Origin of the sequence: Amycolatopsis sp. A1MSW2902, from assembly GCF_017312175.1 — a bacterium.
GTDB lineage: Bacteria > Actinomycetota > Actinomycetes > Mycobacteriales > Pseudonocardiaceae > Amycolatopsis > Amycolatopsis nivea.
The window spans coordinates 727337-745644 of sequence record NZ_QJPO01000001.1 but is presented as its reverse complement, the minus strand read 5'-3'; the positions used below and the strand labels follow the sequence as shown (position 1 = coordinate 745644).

At 70.4% G+C, this 18308-nt stretch carries 16 protein-coding genes and 1 pseudogene; 13 read left to right on the top strand and 4 right to left on the bottom strand.

All coding sequences use genetic code 11. The features are described 5' to 3' along the window. Nucleotides 1–36 precede the first annotated feature (36 nt). On the bottom strand, nt 37–1440 hold the full coding sequence (gene phoA / locus DMP23_RS03460; RefSeq protein WP_337820144.1) for an alkaline phosphatase: 1404 nt from the start codon (nt 1438–1440) through the stop codon (nt 37–39). Nucleotides 1441–1609: 169 nt separating this feature from the next. Between phoA and rpe the strand changes: the two genes are divergently transcribed. From rpe to DMP23_RS03435, 5 genes are all read left to right on the top strand, one after another. After that, nucleotides 1610–2293: a ribulose-phosphate 3-epimerase gene (gene rpe / locus DMP23_RS03455; protein WP_037814617.1), complete on the top strand. Its 684-nt coding sequence runs from the start codon at nt 1610–1612 to the stop codon at nt 2291–2293. Between the two features lie 84 nt (nt 2294–2377). Next, nucleotides 2378–2983, top strand: a complete 606-nt coding sequence (locus tag DMP23_RS03450) for a riboflavin synthase (protein ID WP_337820143.1) — start codon at nt 2378–2380, stop codon at nt 2981–2983. A gap of 33 nt (nt 2984–3016) precedes the next feature. Next, nucleotides 3017–4348 carry a bifunctional 3,4-dihydroxy-2-butanone-4-phosphate synthase/GTP cyclohydrolase II gene (locus tag DMP23_RS03445; protein ID WP_337820142.1) on the top strand — a complete coding sequence of 444 codons (1332 nt, stop codon included), beginning with the start codon at nt 3017–3019 and terminating at the stop codon, nt 4346–4348. Then, nucleotides 4345–4851 carry a 6,7-dimethyl-8-ribityllumazine synthase gene (gene ribH / locus DMP23_RS03440; RefSeq protein ID WP_037814621.1) on the top strand — a complete coding sequence of 169 codons (507 nt, stop codon included), beginning with the start codon at nt 4345–4347 and terminating at the stop codon, nt 4849–4851. The genes DMP23_RS03445 and ribH overlap by 4 nt, the downstream gene beginning before the upstream one ends. Nucleotides 4852–4856: 5 nt before the next feature. Further along, nucleotides 4857–5303, top strand: coding sequence for a PH domain-containing protein (locus DMP23_RS03435; RefSeq protein ID WP_037814999.1), 447 nt, complete (start codon nt 4857–4859; stop codon nt 5301–5303). A gap of 6 nt (nt 5304–5309) precedes the next feature. Here DMP23_RS03435 and DMP23_RS03430 read toward each other — a convergent pair whose 3' ends face one another. Next, nucleotides 5310–6095 (bottom strand): exodeoxyribonuclease III, encoded by a 786-nt coding sequence (locus DMP23_RS03430; RefSeq protein WP_337820141.1) that lies wholly within the window; start codon nt 6093–6095, stop codon nt 5310–5312. 81 nt (nt 6096–6176) lie between these two features. Between DMP23_RS03430 and DMP23_RS03425 the strand changes: the two genes are divergently transcribed. The 6 genes from DMP23_RS03425 to DMP23_RS03400 all read left to right on the top strand — a co-directional run bounded on the left by DMP23_RS03425 (nt 6177) and on the right by DMP23_RS03400 (nt 13213). After that, a complete protein-coding gene (locus DMP23_RS03425; protein WP_337820140.1) occupies nt 6177–6410 on the top strand; it encodes a DUF2283 domain-containing protein in 234 nt (77 codons plus the stop codon). A 68-nt stretch (nt 6411–6478) separates the two neighbouring features. Further along, a complete protein-coding gene (gene uvrC, locus DMP23_RS03420) occupies nt 6479–8497 on the top strand; it encodes an excinuclease ABC subunit UvrC (protein ID WP_337820139.1) in 2019 nt (672 codons plus the stop codon). A gap of 52 nt (nt 8498–8549) precedes the next feature. Then, nucleotides 8550–9407 (top strand): RNase adapter RapZ, encoded by an 858-nt coding sequence (gene rapZ, locus DMP23_RS03415; protein ID WP_020658140.1) that lies wholly within the window; start codon nt 8550–8552, stop codon nt 9405–9407. Between the two features lies 1 nt (nt 9408). Next, nucleotides 9409–10371: a gluconeogenesis factor YvcK family protein gene (locus tag DMP23_RS03410; protein WP_337824354.1), complete on the top strand. Its 963-nt coding sequence runs from the start codon at nt 9409–9411 to the stop codon at nt 10369–10371. Nucleotides 10372–10407: 36 nt separating this feature from the next. After that, nucleotides 10408–11397: a DNA-binding protein WhiA gene (gene whiA, locus DMP23_RS03405; RefSeq protein ID WP_093574335.1), complete on the top strand. Its 990-nt coding sequence runs from the start codon at nt 10408–10410 to the stop codon at nt 11395–11397. A gap of 841 nt (nt 11398–12238) precedes the next feature. Then, a complete protein-coding gene (locus DMP23_RS03400; protein WP_337820138.1) occupies nt 12239–13213 on the top strand; it encodes an LLM class flavin-dependent oxidoreductase in 975 nt (324 codons plus the stop codon). Nucleotides 13214–13264: 51 nt separating this feature from the next. Here DMP23_RS03400 and DMP23_RS03395 read toward each other — a convergent pair. Next, nucleotides 13265–15310, bottom strand: a pseudogene (locus tag DMP23_RS03395) (PQQ-dependent sugar dehydrogenase); the annotation flags it as partial. 208 nt (nt 15311–15518) lie between these two features. Then, complete coding sequence (locus DMP23_RS03390; protein WP_037814629.1) at nt 15519–15959, bottom strand: PPOX class F420-dependent oxidoreductase; 441 nt, start codon at nt 15957–15959, stop codon at nt 15519–15521. A 77-nt stretch (nt 15960–16036) separates the two neighbouring features. On the opposite strand from DMP23_RS03390, the gene DMP23_RS03385 reads away from it, so the two are divergent. Together DMP23_RS03385 and DMP23_RS03380 are read left to right on the top strand one after the other, a co-directional pair. Continuing rightward, on the top strand, nt 16037–17500 hold the full coding sequence (locus DMP23_RS03385; protein ID WP_275295595.1) for a hypothetical protein: 1464 nt from the start codon (nt 16037–16039) through the stop codon (nt 17498–17500). Beyond that, nucleotides 17500–18303 (top strand): hypothetical protein, encoded by an 804-nt coding sequence (locus DMP23_RS03380; RefSeq protein ID WP_037814632.1) that lies wholly within the window; start codon nt 17500–17502, stop codon nt 18301–18303. The genes DMP23_RS03385 and DMP23_RS03380 overlap by 1 nt, the downstream gene beginning before the upstream one ends. Nucleotides 18304–18308: the final 5 nt, after the last annotated feature.

The window sequence follows — 18308 nt, the reverse complement described above, 5'->3', positions numbered from 1 at the left end:
CAGATTCCCTCAAGGAGCCCTTCACGGACTTCAGGCTCAGCGCAAGCGAAGAGCGCGCTTCACGGTGCCGAACAGGTCGGTCTGGTTGGTCAGCCCGACGACGTTCGCCGCCTGCGGCCCGTAAGCCGCGATCCGGACCTGCGTGCCGGTGTGCTCCATTGAGGAACCGGGCAGCGCAGTCCCGTAGTTGAGGGTCATGTTCGCGCCCTCATTGGTGATCAGCGTGGCAGTCTGCCCAGGCGTCTTGGCGTCGTTGGACACGATCTGGCTGGTGTGCCCGTGGTCCGCGGTCACCACAACGAGCGTGTCGGTGTGGCTGCGCGCATACGCGAGCCCGGCGGCGACAGCGGCGTCGAAGTCGATCGTCTCGCCGATCTGCCCGCACGGGTCGGCCGCGTGGTCCTGCTTGTCGATCGACGCACCCTCCACCTGGAGGAAGAACCCCTTGTTGCTGCGGCGGTCCTCCAGCAGTTGCAACGCCTTCTGCGTCTGCGCCACCAGCTTCGGCTGCGTCTTCGGCAGGGCCGGGTTCGCGGTGCAGCGGGTCGGTGCGGTGCCGCCCTGCGTCGCCTTCGGGCCGGTCCAGTTCACCGGCATGTTGCCCGGCGCGAACAGCCCGAGCAGCGGCTTGCCGGGACGCGCCTTGGCGAGGTCGTCAGCGGTGTTGACCACGGTGTATCCAGCGGCCTTGGCCTGCTCCAGCACCGGTTTGCCCTTGAACTGCCCGGCGGTCGCCTTCTGGTCGAAGTACTTCGCGCCGCCGCCGAGGAGGACGTCCGGGCGGGTCTGCACGAGCTGCTCGGAGATCGAGCCCGCGCCGCCGTTCTCCTTGGCGTTCCGCGCGCACTTCTTGGTGGTCTCGTCCGGGCCCTTGCAGTCACGGTCGACGACGTGCGCGCCGAGCACGGCCGGGGTCGCGTCCTGGACCTCGGCGGTGGTCACGTCGCCGGTGCGCAGGCCGCTGCGCTTGGCGAGTTCGAGCAGCGTCGGGACCGGGTTGCCGTAGGCGTCCACGGAAATCGCGCCGTTGTAGGTCTTCGTGCCGGTCGCCCAGCCGGTGCCCGAGGCCGCGGAGTCGGTGACGTAGTCCGGCTTCGCCGGGTTGCCCTTCTCGACCGCGTACGTGGTGTAGTCGCCGGTCAGCGGGAATTCGTCCATCGCGAGCCGCCCGGCCGCGCCGCGTTCGTAGTTGCGCGCCGAGGTGATCTCGGACTGGCCCATGCCGTCGCCGATGAACAGGATGACGTTGCGCGCGTGCCCGCCCTGGATCGCCTGGCGGACCTCCTGCGTGCGGTCGCCCGCACCGGCCGAAGCGGCCCGCGTGCCCTGGTCGTCCTGGTTGCCCTGCGCGGCGATCGCGACCGGGGCGGCGGCGACCATCGCGACGCCGAGCGCGCCCGCGGCCAGCCACTTGCGGCGGCCTGCCAAGACCGTTCTCATGGTTCTCCTCGAAGTGCCTCTCGTCCGGAACTTCCGGACGTGACCCATTAGTGCTCGACGATGTGTTCGACGCGGAGAATCCCGATGAGCGCCGGATGTCCGTAAAGCGAACTCCGGTGCGGTCACGGCCGGTGAACAGGCCGGAACCGGGTCCTTTTACACTCGGGTCGTGGCTTCACCTCTCATCGCACCCAGCATCCTGTCCGCCGACTTCGCCAAGCTCGGCGAGGAGATCGCGGCCGTCGCGCGCCCCGGGGAGACCCGGGCCGACTGGGTGCACGTGGACGTCATGGACGCGCACTTCGTGCCGAACCTGACCCTCGGCCTGCCGGTGGTCCAGTCGATCCTCAAGTCCACCGACGTCCCCATCGACTGCCACCTGATGATCGACGACCCGGACCGCTGGGCGATCGGCTACGCCGAGGCCGGCGCGTACAACGTCACGGTGCACGTGGAAGCCGCCGCGGACCCGGTCATGCTGGCGAAGAACCTGCGTGCCGCGGGCGCGAAGGCCGGGCTGTCGATCAAGCCGGGCACGCCGCTCGAACCGCACCTGGAAACCCTCAAGCACTACGACACGCTGCTCGTCATGTCGGTCGAACCGGGCTTCGGCGGGCAGTCGTTCATCGCCGACGTGCTCGACAAGGTGCGCACCGCGCGCCGCCTGGTCGACACCGGGCACCTCAAGCTGGTCGTCGAGATCGACGGCGGGATCAACTCCGACACCATCGAACAGGCCGCCGAAGCGGGCGTCGACTGCTTCGTCGCGGGCTCGGCCGTCTACGGGGCCGAGGACCCGGGCCGCGCCGTCGCCGCGCTGCGCGAACAGGCCGCCCGCCTCCGCGTCGGCTGACGTTCCGGCCGGGGAAGCTCCCGGGGCCGGGCGGGTGTTGGATGGAGGGGTCGCCGAAGACGGCGGCCGGGCGAGGAGGCAGCAGTGTTCACGGGAATTGTCGAAGAGGTCGGCGAGGTCACCGCGGTCGAGCAGCTCACCGACGCGGCTCGGCTCACCGTCCGCGGCCCGCTGGTCACCTCGGACGCGGGCCACGGCGATTCGATCGCGGTCAGCGGCGTCTGCCTGACCGTCGTCACGGTCTCCGGCGGCGAGTTCACCGTCGATGTGGTGAACGAAACACTCCAGCGTTCGAGCCTCGCGAAGGTGGCCGTCGGCGACGCGGTGAACCTCGAGCGCGCGACCCCGGCGGGCGGGCGGCTCGGCGGGCACATCATGCAGGGCCACGTGGACGGCACCGGCGTCTTCGTCTCCCGCGACGAGCGCGGCGTGACGACGTTCTCCCTGCCCCCGGCCTTGTCGCGGTACGTCGTGGAGAAGGGTTCGATCGCCGTCGACGGCGTTTCGCTCACCGTCGCGAGCATCGCCGAGGACCGGTTTTCGGTCGCGCTGATCCCCACCACGCTCGAGGTGACGACCCTCGGCAGGCGGCAGGAAGGCGATCACGTGAACCTCGAAGTGGACGTCGTCGCGAAGTACGTGGAGAAGCTCACTGCGCCACACGTGGCGGCGAACGCGCACAATGTGTGACATCCACCCGGCGGCGGCAGCGAAGGAGCACCCGTGAGCGAGACGAAGGCGGCCGAGCCGCAGACCGGATGGACCCCGTGCGGAGCAGGCGCGGCGGTCGACGTGGACGCCATCGAGGCGGCGATCGCGGACATCGCCGCGGGGCGTGCGGTGGTCGTCGTGGACGACGAGGACCGCGAGAACGAGGGCGACCTCATCTTCGCCGCCGAGAAGGCGACGCCGGAGCTGCTCGCCTTCATGGTGCGCTACACCTCGGGTTACGTGTGCGTCGCGCTGACCGAATCCGAGGCGGACCGGCTCGACCTGCCGCCGATGTACCACACGAACCAGGACCAGCGCGGCACCGCGTACAGCGTCACGGTCGACGCGGCGGAGGGCATCAGCACCGGGATCTCCGGCACCGACCGCGCGCACACGACCCGGCTGCTGGCCGACCCCGAAGCCACCGCGAAGGACTTCCGCCGTCCCGGGCACGTGGTGCCGCTGCGCGCCAAGGAAGGCGGCGTGCTGCGCCGGCCCGGTCACACTGAAGCGGCGGTCGACCTGGCCCGGCTGGCCGGTCTGCACCCGGCGGGCGCGCTCTGCGAGATCGTGTCGCAGAAGGACGAGGGCGACATGGCCCGGCGCGACGAGCTGGAAGTGTTCGCCGCCGACCACGACCTCAAGATCATCTCGATCGCGGACCTCATCGCTTACCGGCGGCGCACCGAGAAGCAGGTCGAACGCGTCGCCGAGGCGCGGATCCCGCTGGCCGCGGGGGAGTTCCGCGCGGTCGGGTACGACAGCCTGCTCGACGGGATCGAGCACGTCGCCTTCGTGTACGGCGAGATCGGCGACGGCGAGGACATCCTGGTCCGGGTGCACTCCGAATGCCTCACCGGCGACGTGTTCGGCTCGCTGCGCTGCGACTGCGGCCCGCAGCTGGACGCCGCGCTGCAGAAGGTGGCCGACGAGGGCCGCGGGGTCGTGCTGTACATCCGCGGGCACGAGGGCCGCGGCATCGGCCTGCTGCACAAGCTGCAGGCGTACCAGCTGCAGGACGCGGGCGCGGACACCGTCGACGCGAACCTGGCGCTGGGCGTCCCGGCGGACGCGCGCGACTACGGCACCGGCGCGCAGATCCTGTGCGGCCTCGGCGTCCGGTCGATGCGGCTGCTCACGAACAACCCGGCGAAGCGGGTCGGCCTCGAGGGCTACGGCCTGCGCGTCACCGGCCGGGTCGCGCTGCCGATCTCGCCGAATCCGGAAAACCTGCGTTACCTGCGCACCAAGCGCGACCGGATGGGGCACGACCTCAGCCAGCTCGAGCACTACGACCAGGTCGGCGCGTCCGACCCGGGCACCGAGGAGGACACCACGCGATGAGCGGCGAGGGGCGGCCGGAAGCCGCGCTCGACCTGCGCGACTGCAAGTCCCTGCGGCTGGCGGTCGTCGCGACGCGGTGGAACGCGAAGATCACCGACGTGCTGCTGGAGCGCGCGCTCGCCGCGGCGAAGGACGCCGGGCTCGAGGAAGAGCCCACGGTCATCCGGGTGGCGGGCGCGGTGGAGCTTCCGGTCGCGGCGCAAGCGCTCGCGCGCAACCACGACGCGGTCGTCGCGCTGGGCGTCGTGATCCGCGGCGGCACCCCGCACTTCGAGTACGTGTGCGACGCGGTCACCGCTGGTCTCACCCGGGTCGCGCTCGACGAGAGCACCCCGGTCGGCAACGGCGTGCTGACCTGCGACACCGAGCAGCAGGCGCTGGACCGCTCCGGCATGCCCGGCTCCGTGGAGGACAAAGGCTACGAGGCGGCCGTGGCGGCGCTCGACACCGCGCACGTGCTGCGCGGTCTCGGCAAGCCGTGGACCGAGCGGGGATTCGTGTGAGCGTGATGACCGAGCAGCAGACCGCCCTGGTGATCCGGCCGCGCCGGGCGCTGATCATGTGCAGCGTGCTCGCGGTGGCGCTGCTCGCGGCGTTCGTGGTGGTGGCGGTCCTGCTGCGCAGTTCGCACACCGGTGTGGTGTTCGAGGCGTCGGACCAGATCGCGATGATCGGCATCGGCGTCGCGCTGTCGGCGGGCACGATGCTGTTCGGCAACGCCCGCGTCCGCGCGGACGCCACCGGCATCGAGGTCCGCAACGTCCTGGCGCGGCGGGTTTTCACCTGGGATCAGGTGCTGTCGATCAGCTTCCCGGACGGGGCTTCGTGGGCCCGGCTGGAACTGCCGGACGACGAGTACTTCTCGGTGATGGCCGTGCAGGCAGTGGACCGCGAACGCGCGGTGACGGCGGTGCGCGCGCTGCGCCGGTTGCACCGCGCCGCCACCGAGGCCTGAGGTCTCCTACAGGTCCAGATCCACGACGATCGGCGCGTGGTCGGACGGTTGCTTGCCCTTGCGGGCTTCGCGATCCACGTAGGAATCGGTGACCGCCTTGGCGAAAACCTCGTTCCCGTAGGCGAGGTCGATGCGCATTCCCTTGTTGTTGGGGAAGTTCCCGCCGCGGTAGTCCCAGTACGTGAACGGGTGGTCGTACTTCAGCGGCCGCGGGAACACGTCGGACAACCCGGCGTCGCGGAGCTTCTTGAGCGCGGCCCGTTCGGGTTCGGTGACGTGCGTGGATTCGGCGAACAGCGAGATGTCCCAGACGTCCTCGTCGGTCGGCGCGACGTTGAAATCGCCGAGCACCGCGAACGGGCGCGCGTGGGTCAGTTCTTCGCCGACGAGGTCGCCGAGCTTCTCGAACCACTCGAGTTTGTAGGCGTAGTGCGGGTTTTCCGGCTCGCGCCCGTTCGGCACGTACACCGACCAGACACGGATCCCGCCGCACGTCGCGCCGATCGCGCGCGCCTCGGCCTTCCCGTCGAAGCCCGGTTCGCCCGGCAGCCCGCGCACCACGTCGTCGAGCCCGATCTTCGAGAGGATCGCGACGCCGTTCCACCGCCCCAGCCCGTACGCGGCGACCTCGTACCCGCGCGCGGTGATCTCGTCGGCGGGGAAGGCTTCGGTGGTGTTCTTGAGCTCCTGAAGGCACAGAACGTCCGGAGCGGTGCTGTCGAGCCAGTCGAGCACGCGCGGCAGCCGGGGAACGATGGAGTTCACGTTCCAGGTGGCGACGCGGACGGTCATGGCTGCTCCCTGATCGTTCGGCGGGTCGGCGAGGCTAGGCTACGGCAGGCCGGTTTCTTCCGGCGACGACGGGGAGAAGCGATGGCGGAAGTCAGAGTCACTTACGACCGGGTAGCCAACGCGGCCTACATCTATTTCGTGGCTCCGGGCGATTCCACGAAGTCGGCGTACATGTATCCGTGCGACCCGGTCGCGGTCGACGGGATGATCAACCTCGACTTCGGCGAGAGCGGGCGGCTGGTGGGCGTCGAGGTCCTGGCCGCGAGCAGCAAGCTGCCGCAGTACCTGCTGGACTCGGCGGAGCAGCTTTCCTGAGAGGTCGAAGCCGCCCGCAGCAAGGGGTCTCACGGAAACTGTCGGACCCTCGCCATACAGTGGGGCACGTGGCTGATCCGACCACCTACCGACCTCAGCCGGGGAGCATCCCGGACTCGCCTGGCGTCTACAAGTTCCGCGACGACGCCAAGCGGGTCATCTACGTCGGCAAAGCGAAGAGCCTCCGCAGCAGGCTCAACTCGTACTTCGCCGACCTGTCCGGCCTTCATCCGCGCACGCGGCAGATGGTCACCACCGCGGCGAGCGTCGAGTGGACCGTCGTCGGCACCGAGGTCGAGGCGCTCCAGCTGGAGTACAACTGGATCAAGGAGTTCGACCCGCGGTTCAACGTCCGCTACCGCGACGACAAGAGCTACCCGGTCCTCGCGGTCACGCTGAACGAGGAGTTCCCCCGGCTGCACGTCTACCGCGGTGCGCGCAAGAAGGGCGTCCGCTACTTCGGGCCGTACTCGCACGCGTGGGCGATCCGCGAGACGCTCGACCTTCTCCTGCGCGTTTTCCCCGCCCGCACCTGTTCCGCCGGCGTCTTCCGCCGCCACGGGCAGATCGGGCGGCCGTGCCTGCTCGGCTACATCGACAAGTGCTCGGCTCCGTGCGTCGGCCGGGTGTCGGCGGACGAGCACAGGGCGATCGTCGAGGACTTCTGCGACTTCCTCGCCGGCCGCACGGACGCGATGGTGAGGCGGCTCGAACGCGAGATGGCCGCCGCTTCCGAGGAGCTGGAGTTCGAGCGCGCCGCGCGGCTGCGGGACGATCTGGGCGCGTTGCGGCGCGCGATGGAGAAACAAGCCGTGGTCTTCGGCGACGGCACGGACGCCGATGTCGTCGCGTTCGCGCACGACGAGCTGGAAGCCGCCGTCCAGGTGTTCCACGTGCGCGGCGGGCGCGTGCGCGGGCAGCGCGGCTGGGTGATCGACAAGGCCGAGGAAATGGACGTCCAGGCGCTGGTCGACCACTTCCTCACCCAGTTCTACGGCGAGGAATCCGACCGCGCGGGCCGCGACGACGTCGAGACCGGTCCGGTCGTCCCGCGCGAGGTGCTGGTGCCGGAGCTGCCCGCGGACGCCGACGCGGTCGCGGAGTGGCTGTCCGGCCTGCGCGGGTCGCGGGTACGGCTGCGGGTCGCGCAGCGCGGAGACAAGAAGGCGCTCGCGGAAACGGTGGAGCGCAACGCCAAGGAAGCGTTCACCCAGCACAAACTGCGCCGCGCGGGCGATCTCACCGCGCGGTCCGCGGCGCTGCAGGAACTTCAGGACTACCTCGCGCTCGACAGCGCGCCGCTGCGCATCGAATGCATCGACATCAGCCACATCCAGGGCAGCGACGTCGTGGCGTCGCTGGTGGTGTTCGAGGACGGGCTGCCGCGCAAGTCCGAGTACCGCAAGTTCGCGCTGCGCGAGGCGGCGACGGAGGGCGACGTCGCGTCCATCGCCGAGGTCGTGCGGCGGCGGTTCTACCGGTACCTCAAGGAAACGGCCGAAAACGCCGAGGAGACAACGGAAACCGCGTCGGAGACCGCGGACGAGGCGGTCCGGCCGGTGCGCGCCGGGATCGACCCGGAGACCGGCCGCCCGCGCAAGTTCGCCTACCCGCCCAACCTGCTGGTCGTCGACGGCGCGGGCCCGCAGGCCACCGCGGCCGCGGACGTGCTCGCCGAACTGGGCATCACCGACATCGCCGTCGTCGGGCTCGCGAAGCGGCTCGAAGAGGTGTGGCTGCCCGGCGAACCGGATCCGATGATCCTGCCGCGCACGTCGGACGCGCTGTATCTGCTGCAGCGGCTTCGCGACGAGGCGCACCGGTTCGCCATTCGCTACCACCGCGAAAAGCGCGCCAAGCGCATGCAGACGTCCGAATTGGACAGTGTGCCCGGACTCGGGCAGGCTCGGCGCACCGCGCTGATCAAGCACTTCGGCTCGGTGAAGAAGCTCAAACAGGCCCGGGTCGAGGAAATCGAAGCGGTGCCCGGCTTCGGCAGGCGCACTGCCGAGGCCGTGGTGGCGGCACTGGCCGGGGAGACCGGCGCCGCACCGCGGGCAGTACCGGGAGGGGACCAGGGGTCGTGATCGGGAAGGAAGCACAGACGTGAGTGCGGAAGAGGAAAAGCGGGGCAGCGGGATGGAGGTCGCGGTCGTCAGCGGCCTGTCCGGCGCGGGCCGCTCCACGGCGGCCAAATGCCTGGAGGACCTCGGCTGGTTCGTGGTCGACAACCTGCCGCCGGAGCTGATCGCCACCATGGTCGAGCTCGGCGCGCAGGCACGGGGGGCGATCACGAAGGTGGCGGTGGTGATGGACGTGCGCTCGCGCGCGTTCACCGACGACCTCGCCTCGGTCATCAAGGACCTCGACGCGCGCGGGTACAAGCCGCGCGTGCTGTTCCTGGAGGCCACCGACGCGGTGCTGGTGCGCCGGTTCGAGTCGGTCCGCCGCGGCCACCCGATGCAGGGCGACGGCAGGCTCGCCGACGGCATCACCGCCGAGCGCAAACTGCTTTCGCCGCTGCGCGAGGAAGCCGACCTGGTGCTCGACACGTCCGCGCTGTCGGTGCACGACCTGCGCGCGAAAATAGAGGACGCGTTCGGTTCCGAGGCCAGCACGCAGACCCGCGTCACCGTGCTGTCCTTCGGCTACAAGTACGGTTTGCCGATGGACGCCGACCTGGTGATGGACGTGCGGTTCCTGCCGAACCCGTTCTGGATCCCGGAGCTGCGCGAGCACACCGGCCTCGACGGCGAGGTGCGCAACTACGTGCTGTCGCAGGAAGGCGCCGAGGAATTCCTCGACCGCTACCACCAGCTGCTGCGGCTCATCGGCGCAGGCTACAAGCGCGAGGGCAAGCGGTACCTGACGCTCGCGGTCGGCTGCACCGGCGGCAAGCACCGCAGCGTCGCGATCTCCGAGGAACTCGCCCAGCGACTGTCCAATGAGGATGGCATGGCAGTAAAGGTGGTGCACCGGGATCTTGGCCGGGAGTGACGTGCGCGCGGTGGCGCTGGGCGGAGGACACGGGCTGCACGCGACGCTGACCGCGCTCCGGCGGATCACCCGCGCCGTCACGGCGGTGGTCACAGTGGCCGACGACGGCGGGTCGTCCGGCAGGCTGCGGCGCGAACTGGGGCTGCTGCCGCCGGGCGACCTGCGCCAGGCGTTCGCCGCCTTCGCCGCGGAGGACGGCGGGCGGCTGTGGGCGGAGGTGTTCCAGCACCGCTTCGGCGGCGACGGCGCGCTCGCCGGGCACGCGGTCGGCAACCTGCTGCTCGCCGGGCTGTTCGAGGTGCTCGGCGACCCGGTGGCCGCGCTCGACGAGGCGAGCAGGCTGATGGGCATCTCCGGCCGGGTGCTGCCGATGTCGCCGGAGCCGCTGGAGATCGAGGGCGAGGTCAGCGGCCTGGACAGCGAAGACCCGGACGCGATCCGGCGCATCCGCGGCCAGGTCGCGGTCGCGAGCACGCCCGGCCAGGTGCACCGCATCACGCTGCACCCGGCCGGCCGCCAGGAGCGTCCGCCGCGCGGCTGCCCGGAGGCGATCGAGGCGGTGCTGGAGGCGGACGTCGTGTTCCTCGGCCCCGGCTCGTGGTTCACCAGCGTGCTGCCGCATCTTCTGGTCCCGGATCTGCACGACGCGCTCGTGCGCACGGCGGCGACGAAGGTCGTCGTGCTGAACTTGGTCCCCCAACCGGGGGAAACCGGCGGATTCTCCCCGGAGCGGCATCTGGACGTACTCTTCGAGCACGCGCCCGCGCTGCGGGTCGACGCCGTCGTCGCGGACCGTGATTCCGTCCCTGACCCGGCAAGCCTGCGCCGGGCGGCCGAACGCCTCGGGGCGAGGGCCTGCCTGGGGGCGGTGGCCGACCCGGTCGTGGCGGGACGGCATGATCCTGGTGCGCTCGCCCAGTGCATGCGAGAGGCACTCGGCCTCGGCGGGGAGCACTGTGGGTGACGGCGGGCGCGCAGCGAAAGGCAGGAGGGGCAGTACATGGCGATGACCGCCGCGGTGAAAGACGAACTGAGCCGGCTCGAGATCACGAAGATCGGGCCGCGCCGGGCGGAGGTCGCGTCGCTGCTTCGCTTCGCGGGCGGGCTGCACATCGTGGCCGGCCGGGTGGTGGTCGAAGCGGAGCTGGACACGGGTTCGGTCGCGCGGCGGCTGCGCAAGGAGATCCACGAGCTGTACGGACATCATTCGGACGTGCACGTGATCACCGCGAGCGGCGGCCTGCGCAAGGGGACGCGCTACGTCGTGCGCGTGGTGAAGGACGGCGAGGGCCTGGCGCGCCAGACGGGTTTGATCGACCAGCGCGGCCGCCCCGTGCGAGGCCTGCCCGCCGCCGTGGTGTCCGGCGGAGTGGCCGACGCCGAAGCAGCCTGGCGCGGTGCCTTCCTGGCTCACGGTTCGCTGACTGAACCAGGCCGCTCGTCCTCGCTGGAAGTGACCTGCCCCGGCCCGGAAGCGGCCTTGGCCCTGGTCGGCGCGGCGCGGCGGATGGGCATCCAAGCGAAGTCCCGGGAGGTGCGAGGCGCGGACCGGGTCGTGGTCCGAGACGGCGACGCCATCGGCGCCCTGCTGACCCGTCTGGGCGCGCACACGAGCGTGCTGCAGTGGGAAGAACGCCGGATGCGCCGCGAAGTGCGGGCGACCGCCAACCGCCTCGCGAACTTCGACGACGCGAACCTGCGCCGCTCGGCTCGCGCCGCCGTCGCCGCGGCCGCCCGGGTGGAACGCGCCTTGGAGATCCTCGGCGACACCGCCCCCGACCACCTGCTCGCCGCCGGACGTCTGCGCCTGTCGAACCGCCAGGCGTCGCTCGAGGAACTGGGCCAGCTGTCCGACCCGCAGATGACGAAAGACGCCGTGGCCGGACGGATCCGCAGGCTGCTGGCGATGGCGGACAAGCGGGCGAAGGAGCTGAGCATCCCGGACACCGAATCGGCGGTGACCCCGGAAATGCTGGAAGAAGAAGCCTGACGCGCTTGACGGCGGGGTTCTGGTTCGGGACGGCCTAGCCCCGCCGCAGTGGCGTGGGGGAGTGGCCTGCGTGGCCCGGTTTGCGGCGTCTCGGTGGGAAGCCCGCTTCGCGCGTCGCTGGGGTAAGGGAGGGGCCTGCCTCATCCCTTTGCCGTGGCGTGCCCGGCCCCGGCTTGTGGCTTCTCGGGCGGGAAGCCCGCTTCGCGCGGTCGCTGGCTTGTGTGGGAAGGGAGCGGCCTGCTTCATCCCTTTGAAGTAGAATTGCCTGGCCCGGTTGCGGCTTTCTGAGGCGGAAGCCTGCTTCGCCCAGGGAGGGGCGAGGTCTGCTTCATCCCTTCGCAGTGGCTTGTCTGGCCCGGTTTGTGGCTTTCTCGGGCGGAAGCCCGCTTCGTGCGGTGGTCTGGCGACCAGCCTGATCCGTCCGCGGTGACTTGCGAGAGCGGAGCAGCCCAGTCGCGGAGCCACCAGCCGAGGCGGCTTGCTGGCGAGGGTCGGCCCGCCAAGATCTGAGGGATAAGAAGCCGCCTCGAAAGATCCAGCCGCGGTCGCCTGGGGCCTGCGCGATCGTTGGCGGGAGTCTCGTGAGTGTTCATGCCGGTTCTAACCGGCAAAAACGCTCACGAGGGTGCGCATGCCGAAGAACCTCGCCGCGCTGGCCGAGCCCGACATCATCCCTTGCCCCGCGGACCTCCCGCTACGCCTTCCGCACCACGCCCCACCCCACCCTGCGCTTTCCGCACCACCTGCCCGCCCCCCAACCGCGCCGCCCCGGCCGTCAAGACTTCGTCCACAGTGGACAAATCACCCCCGCCACACCACTGTCTTCGCTACCGTAGGGGGCATGATCGATCTGCCGCTCTCCGCACTTGAACTCGCGCTGGTCGAGGCCGGGCAGTCGGCCACCGCGGCGCTCGAACCGCTCTCCGCTGTCGCGCGCCGGGTCGACGAGCTCGGCTACCGCAGGCTCTGGTTTGCCGAGCACCACGGTTCCCCGGCCATCGCCAGTGCCTCCCCACAGGTGCTCGCGGCGCACGCGGGTGCGGTGACGTCCCGGGTCCGAGTCGGGTCCGGCGGCGTTCTCGCGCCCAATCACGCGCCGTTCGCGTTGGCTGAGCAGTTCGGCACCCTGTCCGCGCTCAACGGCGGCCGGGTCGATCTCGGTGTGGGGCGGGGGCCGGGTGCGCTCGATCCGGACATCATCCGGGCGCTGCGCCGCGGAGCAGAGCCGGCCGGGGAAGCCGACTATCACGCTGACGTCGACGAGCTCCTGAAGCATCTCGGCAGCGACAAGGTCCTCCCCGGCGGGGTGACCGTGCCGGAGCCGTGGCTGCTCAGTTCCAGTCCGGCGGGCGCGGAGGTGGCGGCTGAGCGCGGGTTGCCGATCGCGTTCGCGCATCACATCCGGCCGGACAACACCGCGCCCTCGCTGGAGCGGTACCGGGAGAAGTTCCGGCCGTCGAAGTGGCGCTCCGAGCCGTACGTGCTGTTGTGCGTCGAGACGATCTGCGCGGACACCGAGGACGAAGCCGAATACCTCTCCGGGCCGATGAACGTCCTGAAGTCCCATCTGCTCACCGGCGGCGGGGGAGACCAGCCGATGCTCACGCCGGACGAGGCCGCCGCCTACGAGTTCGCGCCGGAGATGGTTCCGCAGCTCGAACACTTCCGCGCGGCTCAGGCGTACGGCGAGCGGGAGCAGGTCCAGGCGCGGCTCGCGGAGCTGGCGAAGCAGACCGGCGCGGACGAAATCATGGTCACGGTGCCCGTCTTCGACGCGAAGGCGCGGATCCGCTGCTACGAACTGGTGAAAGAATAAGGTGCGGCAGGGGTGACCGGCGCCGCTCCGGTCACCCCTGCCGCGGCTTTATCCGGCGAACGCCGCGCCGGGGAACTTCAGCTGCACCACCACGTTGTCGATGGTGTCCGGCGTGCCGCCGAGCTTGTCGTTGTTCGTCGAGGTCACCCAGAGGTGTCCGTCCGGCGTCTTGGTCACCGAGCGCAGCCGGCCCCAGCGGCCGGAGAACACCGCCGACACGGTGCCGATGCTGTCGCCCTTGATCTGCGTCGCGAACAACTGCTTGCCGGTCACCGCCGCGATGTAGATCCAGTCGTTCACGATCTCGATGCCCGACGGCCCGGCCTGCGAGGTCGGCCACGTCTTCTTCGGCGCGATCGTCCCCTTGCAGTCGCCGATCGTGCCCTCGCACGCCGACCAGCCGTAGTTGCCGCCCTTCTGGATCAGGTTCAGCTCGTCCTGGCTGCTCTCGCCGAACTCCGACGACCACAGCCGCCCCTGCGAATCCCAGGCGAGGCCCTGCGGGTTGCGGTGCCCGTAGCTCCAGACGTACCGCGCGTTGCCGCCGGTGGCGTAGAACGGGTTGTCGCTCGGCGCGGAACCGTCCGGGTTGAGCCGCAGGATCTTGCCGTTGAGCGAGCTCTTGTTCTGCGCGTTGGCCTTGACCTTCGCGTCGCCGACGGTGGCGTACAGCTTGCCGTCCGGGCCGAACGCGATCCGGCCGCCGTTGTGGTACTGGTTCTTCGACATCCCGGTCAGCACCGGCGTGGTGGTCTTCGACAGCGTGGCGCCGTCGTAGGTGACCTTCACGATCCGGTTGTCGCTGGACGACGTGTGGTACAGGTACACCGCGTGGTCGGTGTTCCACTGCGGCGAAATCGCCAGCCCGAGCAGGCCGCCCTCGCCGTTCGTGGTGACCACGCCGGGGATCTTGCCGAGCGTCGTCTTCTTGCCGTCCGGGGTGATCTGCAGCAGCTCGAACCGGTCCCGTTCGGTCACCAAGGCGTTGCCGTTCGGCAGGAAACCGACCGCCCAGCCGAGGTCGACCTTCGCGATGTCCTTGTCGTACGACGGGATTCCGCCGCCCGCACCGCTGCTGCTGGTCGTCTTCGCGGTGACCGCGTTGCTCGCCGCGGAGGCGTTTCCGTTGGGGTCACGGGCTTTCACCGTGAACGTGTAGGACGTGTTCGGCTTGAGGTCGGTGACCGTCGCCGAAGTCTGCGACGTGGTCGAGACGACGGTGCCGCCCTGGTACACGTCATAGCCCGCGATCGAGCCGCTGTCGTCGGTGGAAGCCTTCCAGGACAGCGAAATGCTGTCCGAAGTGCTGCCGGTGACCTTGAGCGAACCGGGCACGCTCGGCGGGGTTTTGTCGTCGCTGGGCGGGGTTTTCACGCCGACGACGTTGCTCGGCTGGGACGGGTTGCCCGCCGCGTCGTAGGCGATCACCGAGATGTCGTACGACGTGTTCGGCGTCAGCTGGTCGACGGTCGCCGAGGTGGTCTTGCCGTCCACGACCTTCAGCGTGTTGCCGCCGCGGTTGATCTCGTACCGCGTGACGCCGACGTTGTCCGTCGCCGCGTCCCAGCGGAAATCGGCCGCGGTGGGCCGGATGTTCGACGCCTGGAAGTTCTTCGGCGGCGTCGGCGGCTCAGTGTCCACCGGGGCGCTGAAGCTGTCGGTGATCTTGTCGGTGTTGGGCCCGCCGTTCGCGGACGCCGAAACGGTGCGCACGTGGTTGACGCCCGCGGTGAGCTGGACGGTCGCGGTGACGGTCTTCCACGTCGTCCAGGAACCCGTGCCGGGGAAGGAAACCGTGCCCTTGTCGCCGCCGTCGACCACGAGCTTCATCGGCCGGTCGTCGGCGGTTCCGTTGGCATAGCGGAAAGTCAGCGTGTGCGTGCCGGCCTGTGCCGCGTTGACCGAGTAGTCGGCGTAGCTGCCGACGACGTTTTCGAAATCCACGAATCCCTTGCCGGAATAGCCGGAGTGGTTCGTGGCGATCTTGGCCTGGGAGAGCGTCGCGTCCTCGGACTCGTAATCCCCGGTCGCCGCGGTGGCGGTCACGGGGGTCAGCAGTGCGCAGCCGAGCGCGGTCGCCGCGGTACCGGCGAACAGCGCGCTCAACGTCGAGCGTCGTGCCACGGGGGCCTCCTGCTTGAGGGGGATCGGGGCGGCGGCGGGGAACTGCACGGTCTTCGTTAGGAAAGTTTCCTATTTATCGGGACAGATCACACACCCTCGGCAGGTGCGGTGTCAATAGTGCGATCGCGGCATTACGCTCCGCAGCCGTGGCCGCGGAGCGCGAGCAGAAAGAACGCGTAGGTCAGAAGCCGGCGATGTCCGCCCGCGCGATGACCTTCGTGATCCTCGCCCGGACGAGGGATTCTTCGGGGACGGCGTTGCGCTTGCCGTAGGCCGGGCCGTTCTCCTCGCCCATGTACCGCGCGCCGAGCCGGGTGGCCCACTCCAGCATTTCGTCGTAGTCGTGGTGCAGTTCCGCCTCGGCGGTGAACTGGACGTACGAGAACGGCGGCCGCTGGTCGTCCACCGCGAGCGAGAGCCGCGCGTCGCGGCGCAGGGCCTTGCCCTTGAGCGTGTCCGTGCCGGTGGTGAAGATCAGCTCGTCGCCGTTCGGCCCCTCGTTCAGCAGGAACCACACCGGCGTGACGACCGGGGCCCCGTTGGCCCGCACGATCCCCAGCATCCCGGTCCGCGTGCCCTCGCTCGCGAACTTCCACCACTCCGCCCTGGTCATCTCCCGCATGCCCGCCACGCTAGCCGTCCGCGTGTGCGGGCTCCCGGCCGGGCCGACTAGCCTGACCTGCTGTGCGATACGACGAGATGGGCGCCGCTGGGCTCGCCGACGAGGGGCTGACCCGTCGGCTGAAGGCGCTCGCCTGCACCGCGCCGTTGCACGACCTCGACGCGCGCAAGGCGAAGCTCGACTGGGCCGACGCCACGGTGTACCAGATGGCCGAGATCGCGCTGCACACGATCGACCAGGTCACCATCGCGATGGACTTCGACACCGGCGCGGGTCACGACCAGGTGATCGACCGGCTGCTGCCGTTCATCTCGCTGCAGGCGCCCTCGCGGATGCCGGAAGAGCACGTGCGCGTGGCGAAGTGGGTGCTGGACAACCTGATCAACGTCGGCACCACCGATCGCGGCTTCCGGCGCGTGTACGGCTCGCTCGGCCCCGGCGGCTACCAGCGCCGCCAGTTCGACTTCAAGCTGCTGGTCGAGCTGGCCGCCCCCGACGGCGAGGTGTACCTGCGCGCCACCGACGAGGCGATCAACGTGCTGGTCGGCGCGCTGGACACGGACGTCGAGTCGGCGCAGATCGCGGCCGAGGTGAAGCTGGAGAACCTGATCAACCGCGGCCGCCTCGCCGACGCGAAGCTCGCCGCGGAGCAGGCGCGCTACCGCACCGTGCAGTACGGCGAGACGCTGCGCGCGAAGCTTGACGCGACCCGCCGCGACGTGCGCGCGGTCGACTGGGAGAGCGAGGTGCCGGAGCTGATCGAATCGGCGCTCGGGCACATCGAGTCCCGGTTCCGCGCGGAGAACGCGATCCTGAAGAACATCACCACCGCGCGCGACGAGTCCGAGGACGCCGACCACAAGCGCCGCGCCGCCGAACTGGTCGACATCGTCGCCGACTGCATCCGGCGGCACACCCGCCTTCAGTCGCGGCTGGCCGACGCGGGCGCGGTCTTCCGCGCCGAACAGGACCGCCAGCAGTTCTCCGGACCGCCGCAGCGGGCCACGATCGACCTGTTCGGCCAGCTCCTGATGCCGACGCTCGGGCTGCCGCTCGCCGACGCCACCGCGCCCGCCGAGCACTTCTTCCACGCCGTCGCCGGGATCACGACGCCGGTCGTGCCGTCGCTGTCCTCGCTGGTGTCCCTGCTGCTGCGGCCCGCCCCGGAACGCGACCAGCTGGTCGGCGAGGTGCCGGAGCCGGAGCTGGTGCCCGCCGAGGTGACCGACCGCTTCGGCGACGACGTGTGGCGGCTCGCCGACGAACTGCTCGACCTGCCCGACGTGCCGCGGCGGCTGTCCGGGCTGCTGGAGGACGCGCGCCGCTCCGGGCAGCCGAACCTGGCGTCCCTGGTCGCGCTGCGTGCCCTGCACGCTTACAGTCCCGAGGTCGGCGCGGCGCGCCGGCAGGGGGAACGCCAGGTGCTGCTCGCCGTCGACGACGGCACCCTGCTCGACGACCCGGAGTTCGGCGGGGCCGATCTGCTGCTGATCACCGCGGAGGTCGAACGAGCTGACGACGAGACCGAGGAGGTCGCCTGATGCCGGTGACGCACACGAGCGTCGACGCCGAGGCCGCCGCGCGCCTCGTCGCATTCGGGATGCGCCCGAAGCAGCTGCCCGCCCGCGACGTCGTGTACGGCGAGCTGGTGCGCCGCTACGGCGAGGACAACGCGTTCAAGGCGCTCACCCACGCGGTCGCGTCCGGGCTCGGGCTGATGGTGCTGGAGGTGACGCAGCAGGCCGGATGCGTGCTCGCGGCCACCGACGAGTCCGTCTTCGAGATCAAGATGGACAGCTACGCGCGGCAGGCCAAGATCCGCGAGCGGCGCGAGACGGAAAAGGTGCTGCACGGCCTGATCCACCTCGCGACGGCCGCGCTCGGCTACCCGCGGCCGGACGACCTGGCCAACGACACCTACATCGGCCGGGTGAGCGTCGAGCAGGTCGACGCGATGGTCCGCGAAGCAGCGCGCGTGCTCGACGAGCGCGCGCAGCTGGCCGAGGCGAACAACGACCCGCTCGCGGACGCGCCGGAGCTGGAGCAGGCGTGGCGCGCGTACGCTCGGCGTCCGGCCGCGGCGGCGACGAAGGACGGCCGGATGGCGGCGGACACCACGCGCGGCATGGTGTCGCGGGCGCTGCGATTCCTTGCCGATCAAGGCTTTCTGGTGCAGGTGAGCGACGAGCAGGGCGGCACTTACCGCACGACGCCGCGGTACCAGATCCAGGTGCGGGAGCTGGCCGCGGACGCCGCGTTCGACGACCTGCTCGCGCTCGACGTCGTCGCGGTCGCCGGGGCCGGGGGAACGCTGCGCGCGACGGCCTCGGACACGCTGCAGTAAGAGGG

Bases quoted from the DNA above. Each gene is read 5' to 3' on its own strand.
- phoA (WP_337820144.1), bottom strand. From the start codon at position 1,440: ATGAGAACGGTCTTGGCAGGCCGCCGCAAGTGGCTGGCCGCGGGCGCG.
- ribH (WP_037814621.1), top strand. From the start codon at position 4,345: ATGAGCGGCGAGGGGCGGCCGGAAGCCGCGCTCGACCTGCGCGACTGC.
- DMP23_RS03435 (WP_037814999.1), top strand. From the start codon at position 4,857: ATGACCGAGCAGCAGACCGCCCTGGTGATCCGGCCGCGCCGGGCGCTG.
- DMP23_RS03430 (WP_337820141.1), bottom strand. From the start codon at position 6,095: ATGACCGTCCGCGTCGCCACCTGGAACGTGAACTCCATCGTTCCCCGG.
- DMP23_RS03425 (WP_337820140.1), top strand. From the start codon at position 6,177: ATGGCGGAAGTCAGAGTCACTTACGACCGGGTAGCCAACGCGGCCTAC.
- rapZ (WP_020658140.1), top strand. From the start codon at position 8,550: ATGGAGGTCGCGGTCGTCAGCGGCCTGTCCGGCGCGGGCCGCTCCACG.
- whiA (WP_093574335.1), top strand. From the start codon at position 10,408: ATGGCGATGACCGCCGCGGTGAAAGACGAACTGAGCCGGCTCGAGATC.
- DMP23_RS03400 (WP_337820138.1), top strand. From the start codon at position 12,239: ATGATCGATCTGCCGCTCTCCGCACTTGAACTCGCGCTGGTCGAGGCC.
- DMP23_RS03390 (WP_037814629.1), bottom strand. From the start codon at position 15,959: ATGCGGGAGATGACCAGGGCGGAGTGGTGGAAGTTCGCGAGCGAGGGC.
- DMP23_RS03385 (WP_275295595.1), top strand. From the start codon at position 16,037: ATGGGCGCCGCTGGGCTCGCCGACGAGGGGCTGACCCGTCGGCTGAAG.
- DMP23_RS03380 (WP_037814632.1), top strand. From the start codon at position 17,500: ATGCCGGTGACGCACACGAGCGTCGACGCCGAGGCCGCCGCGCGCCTC.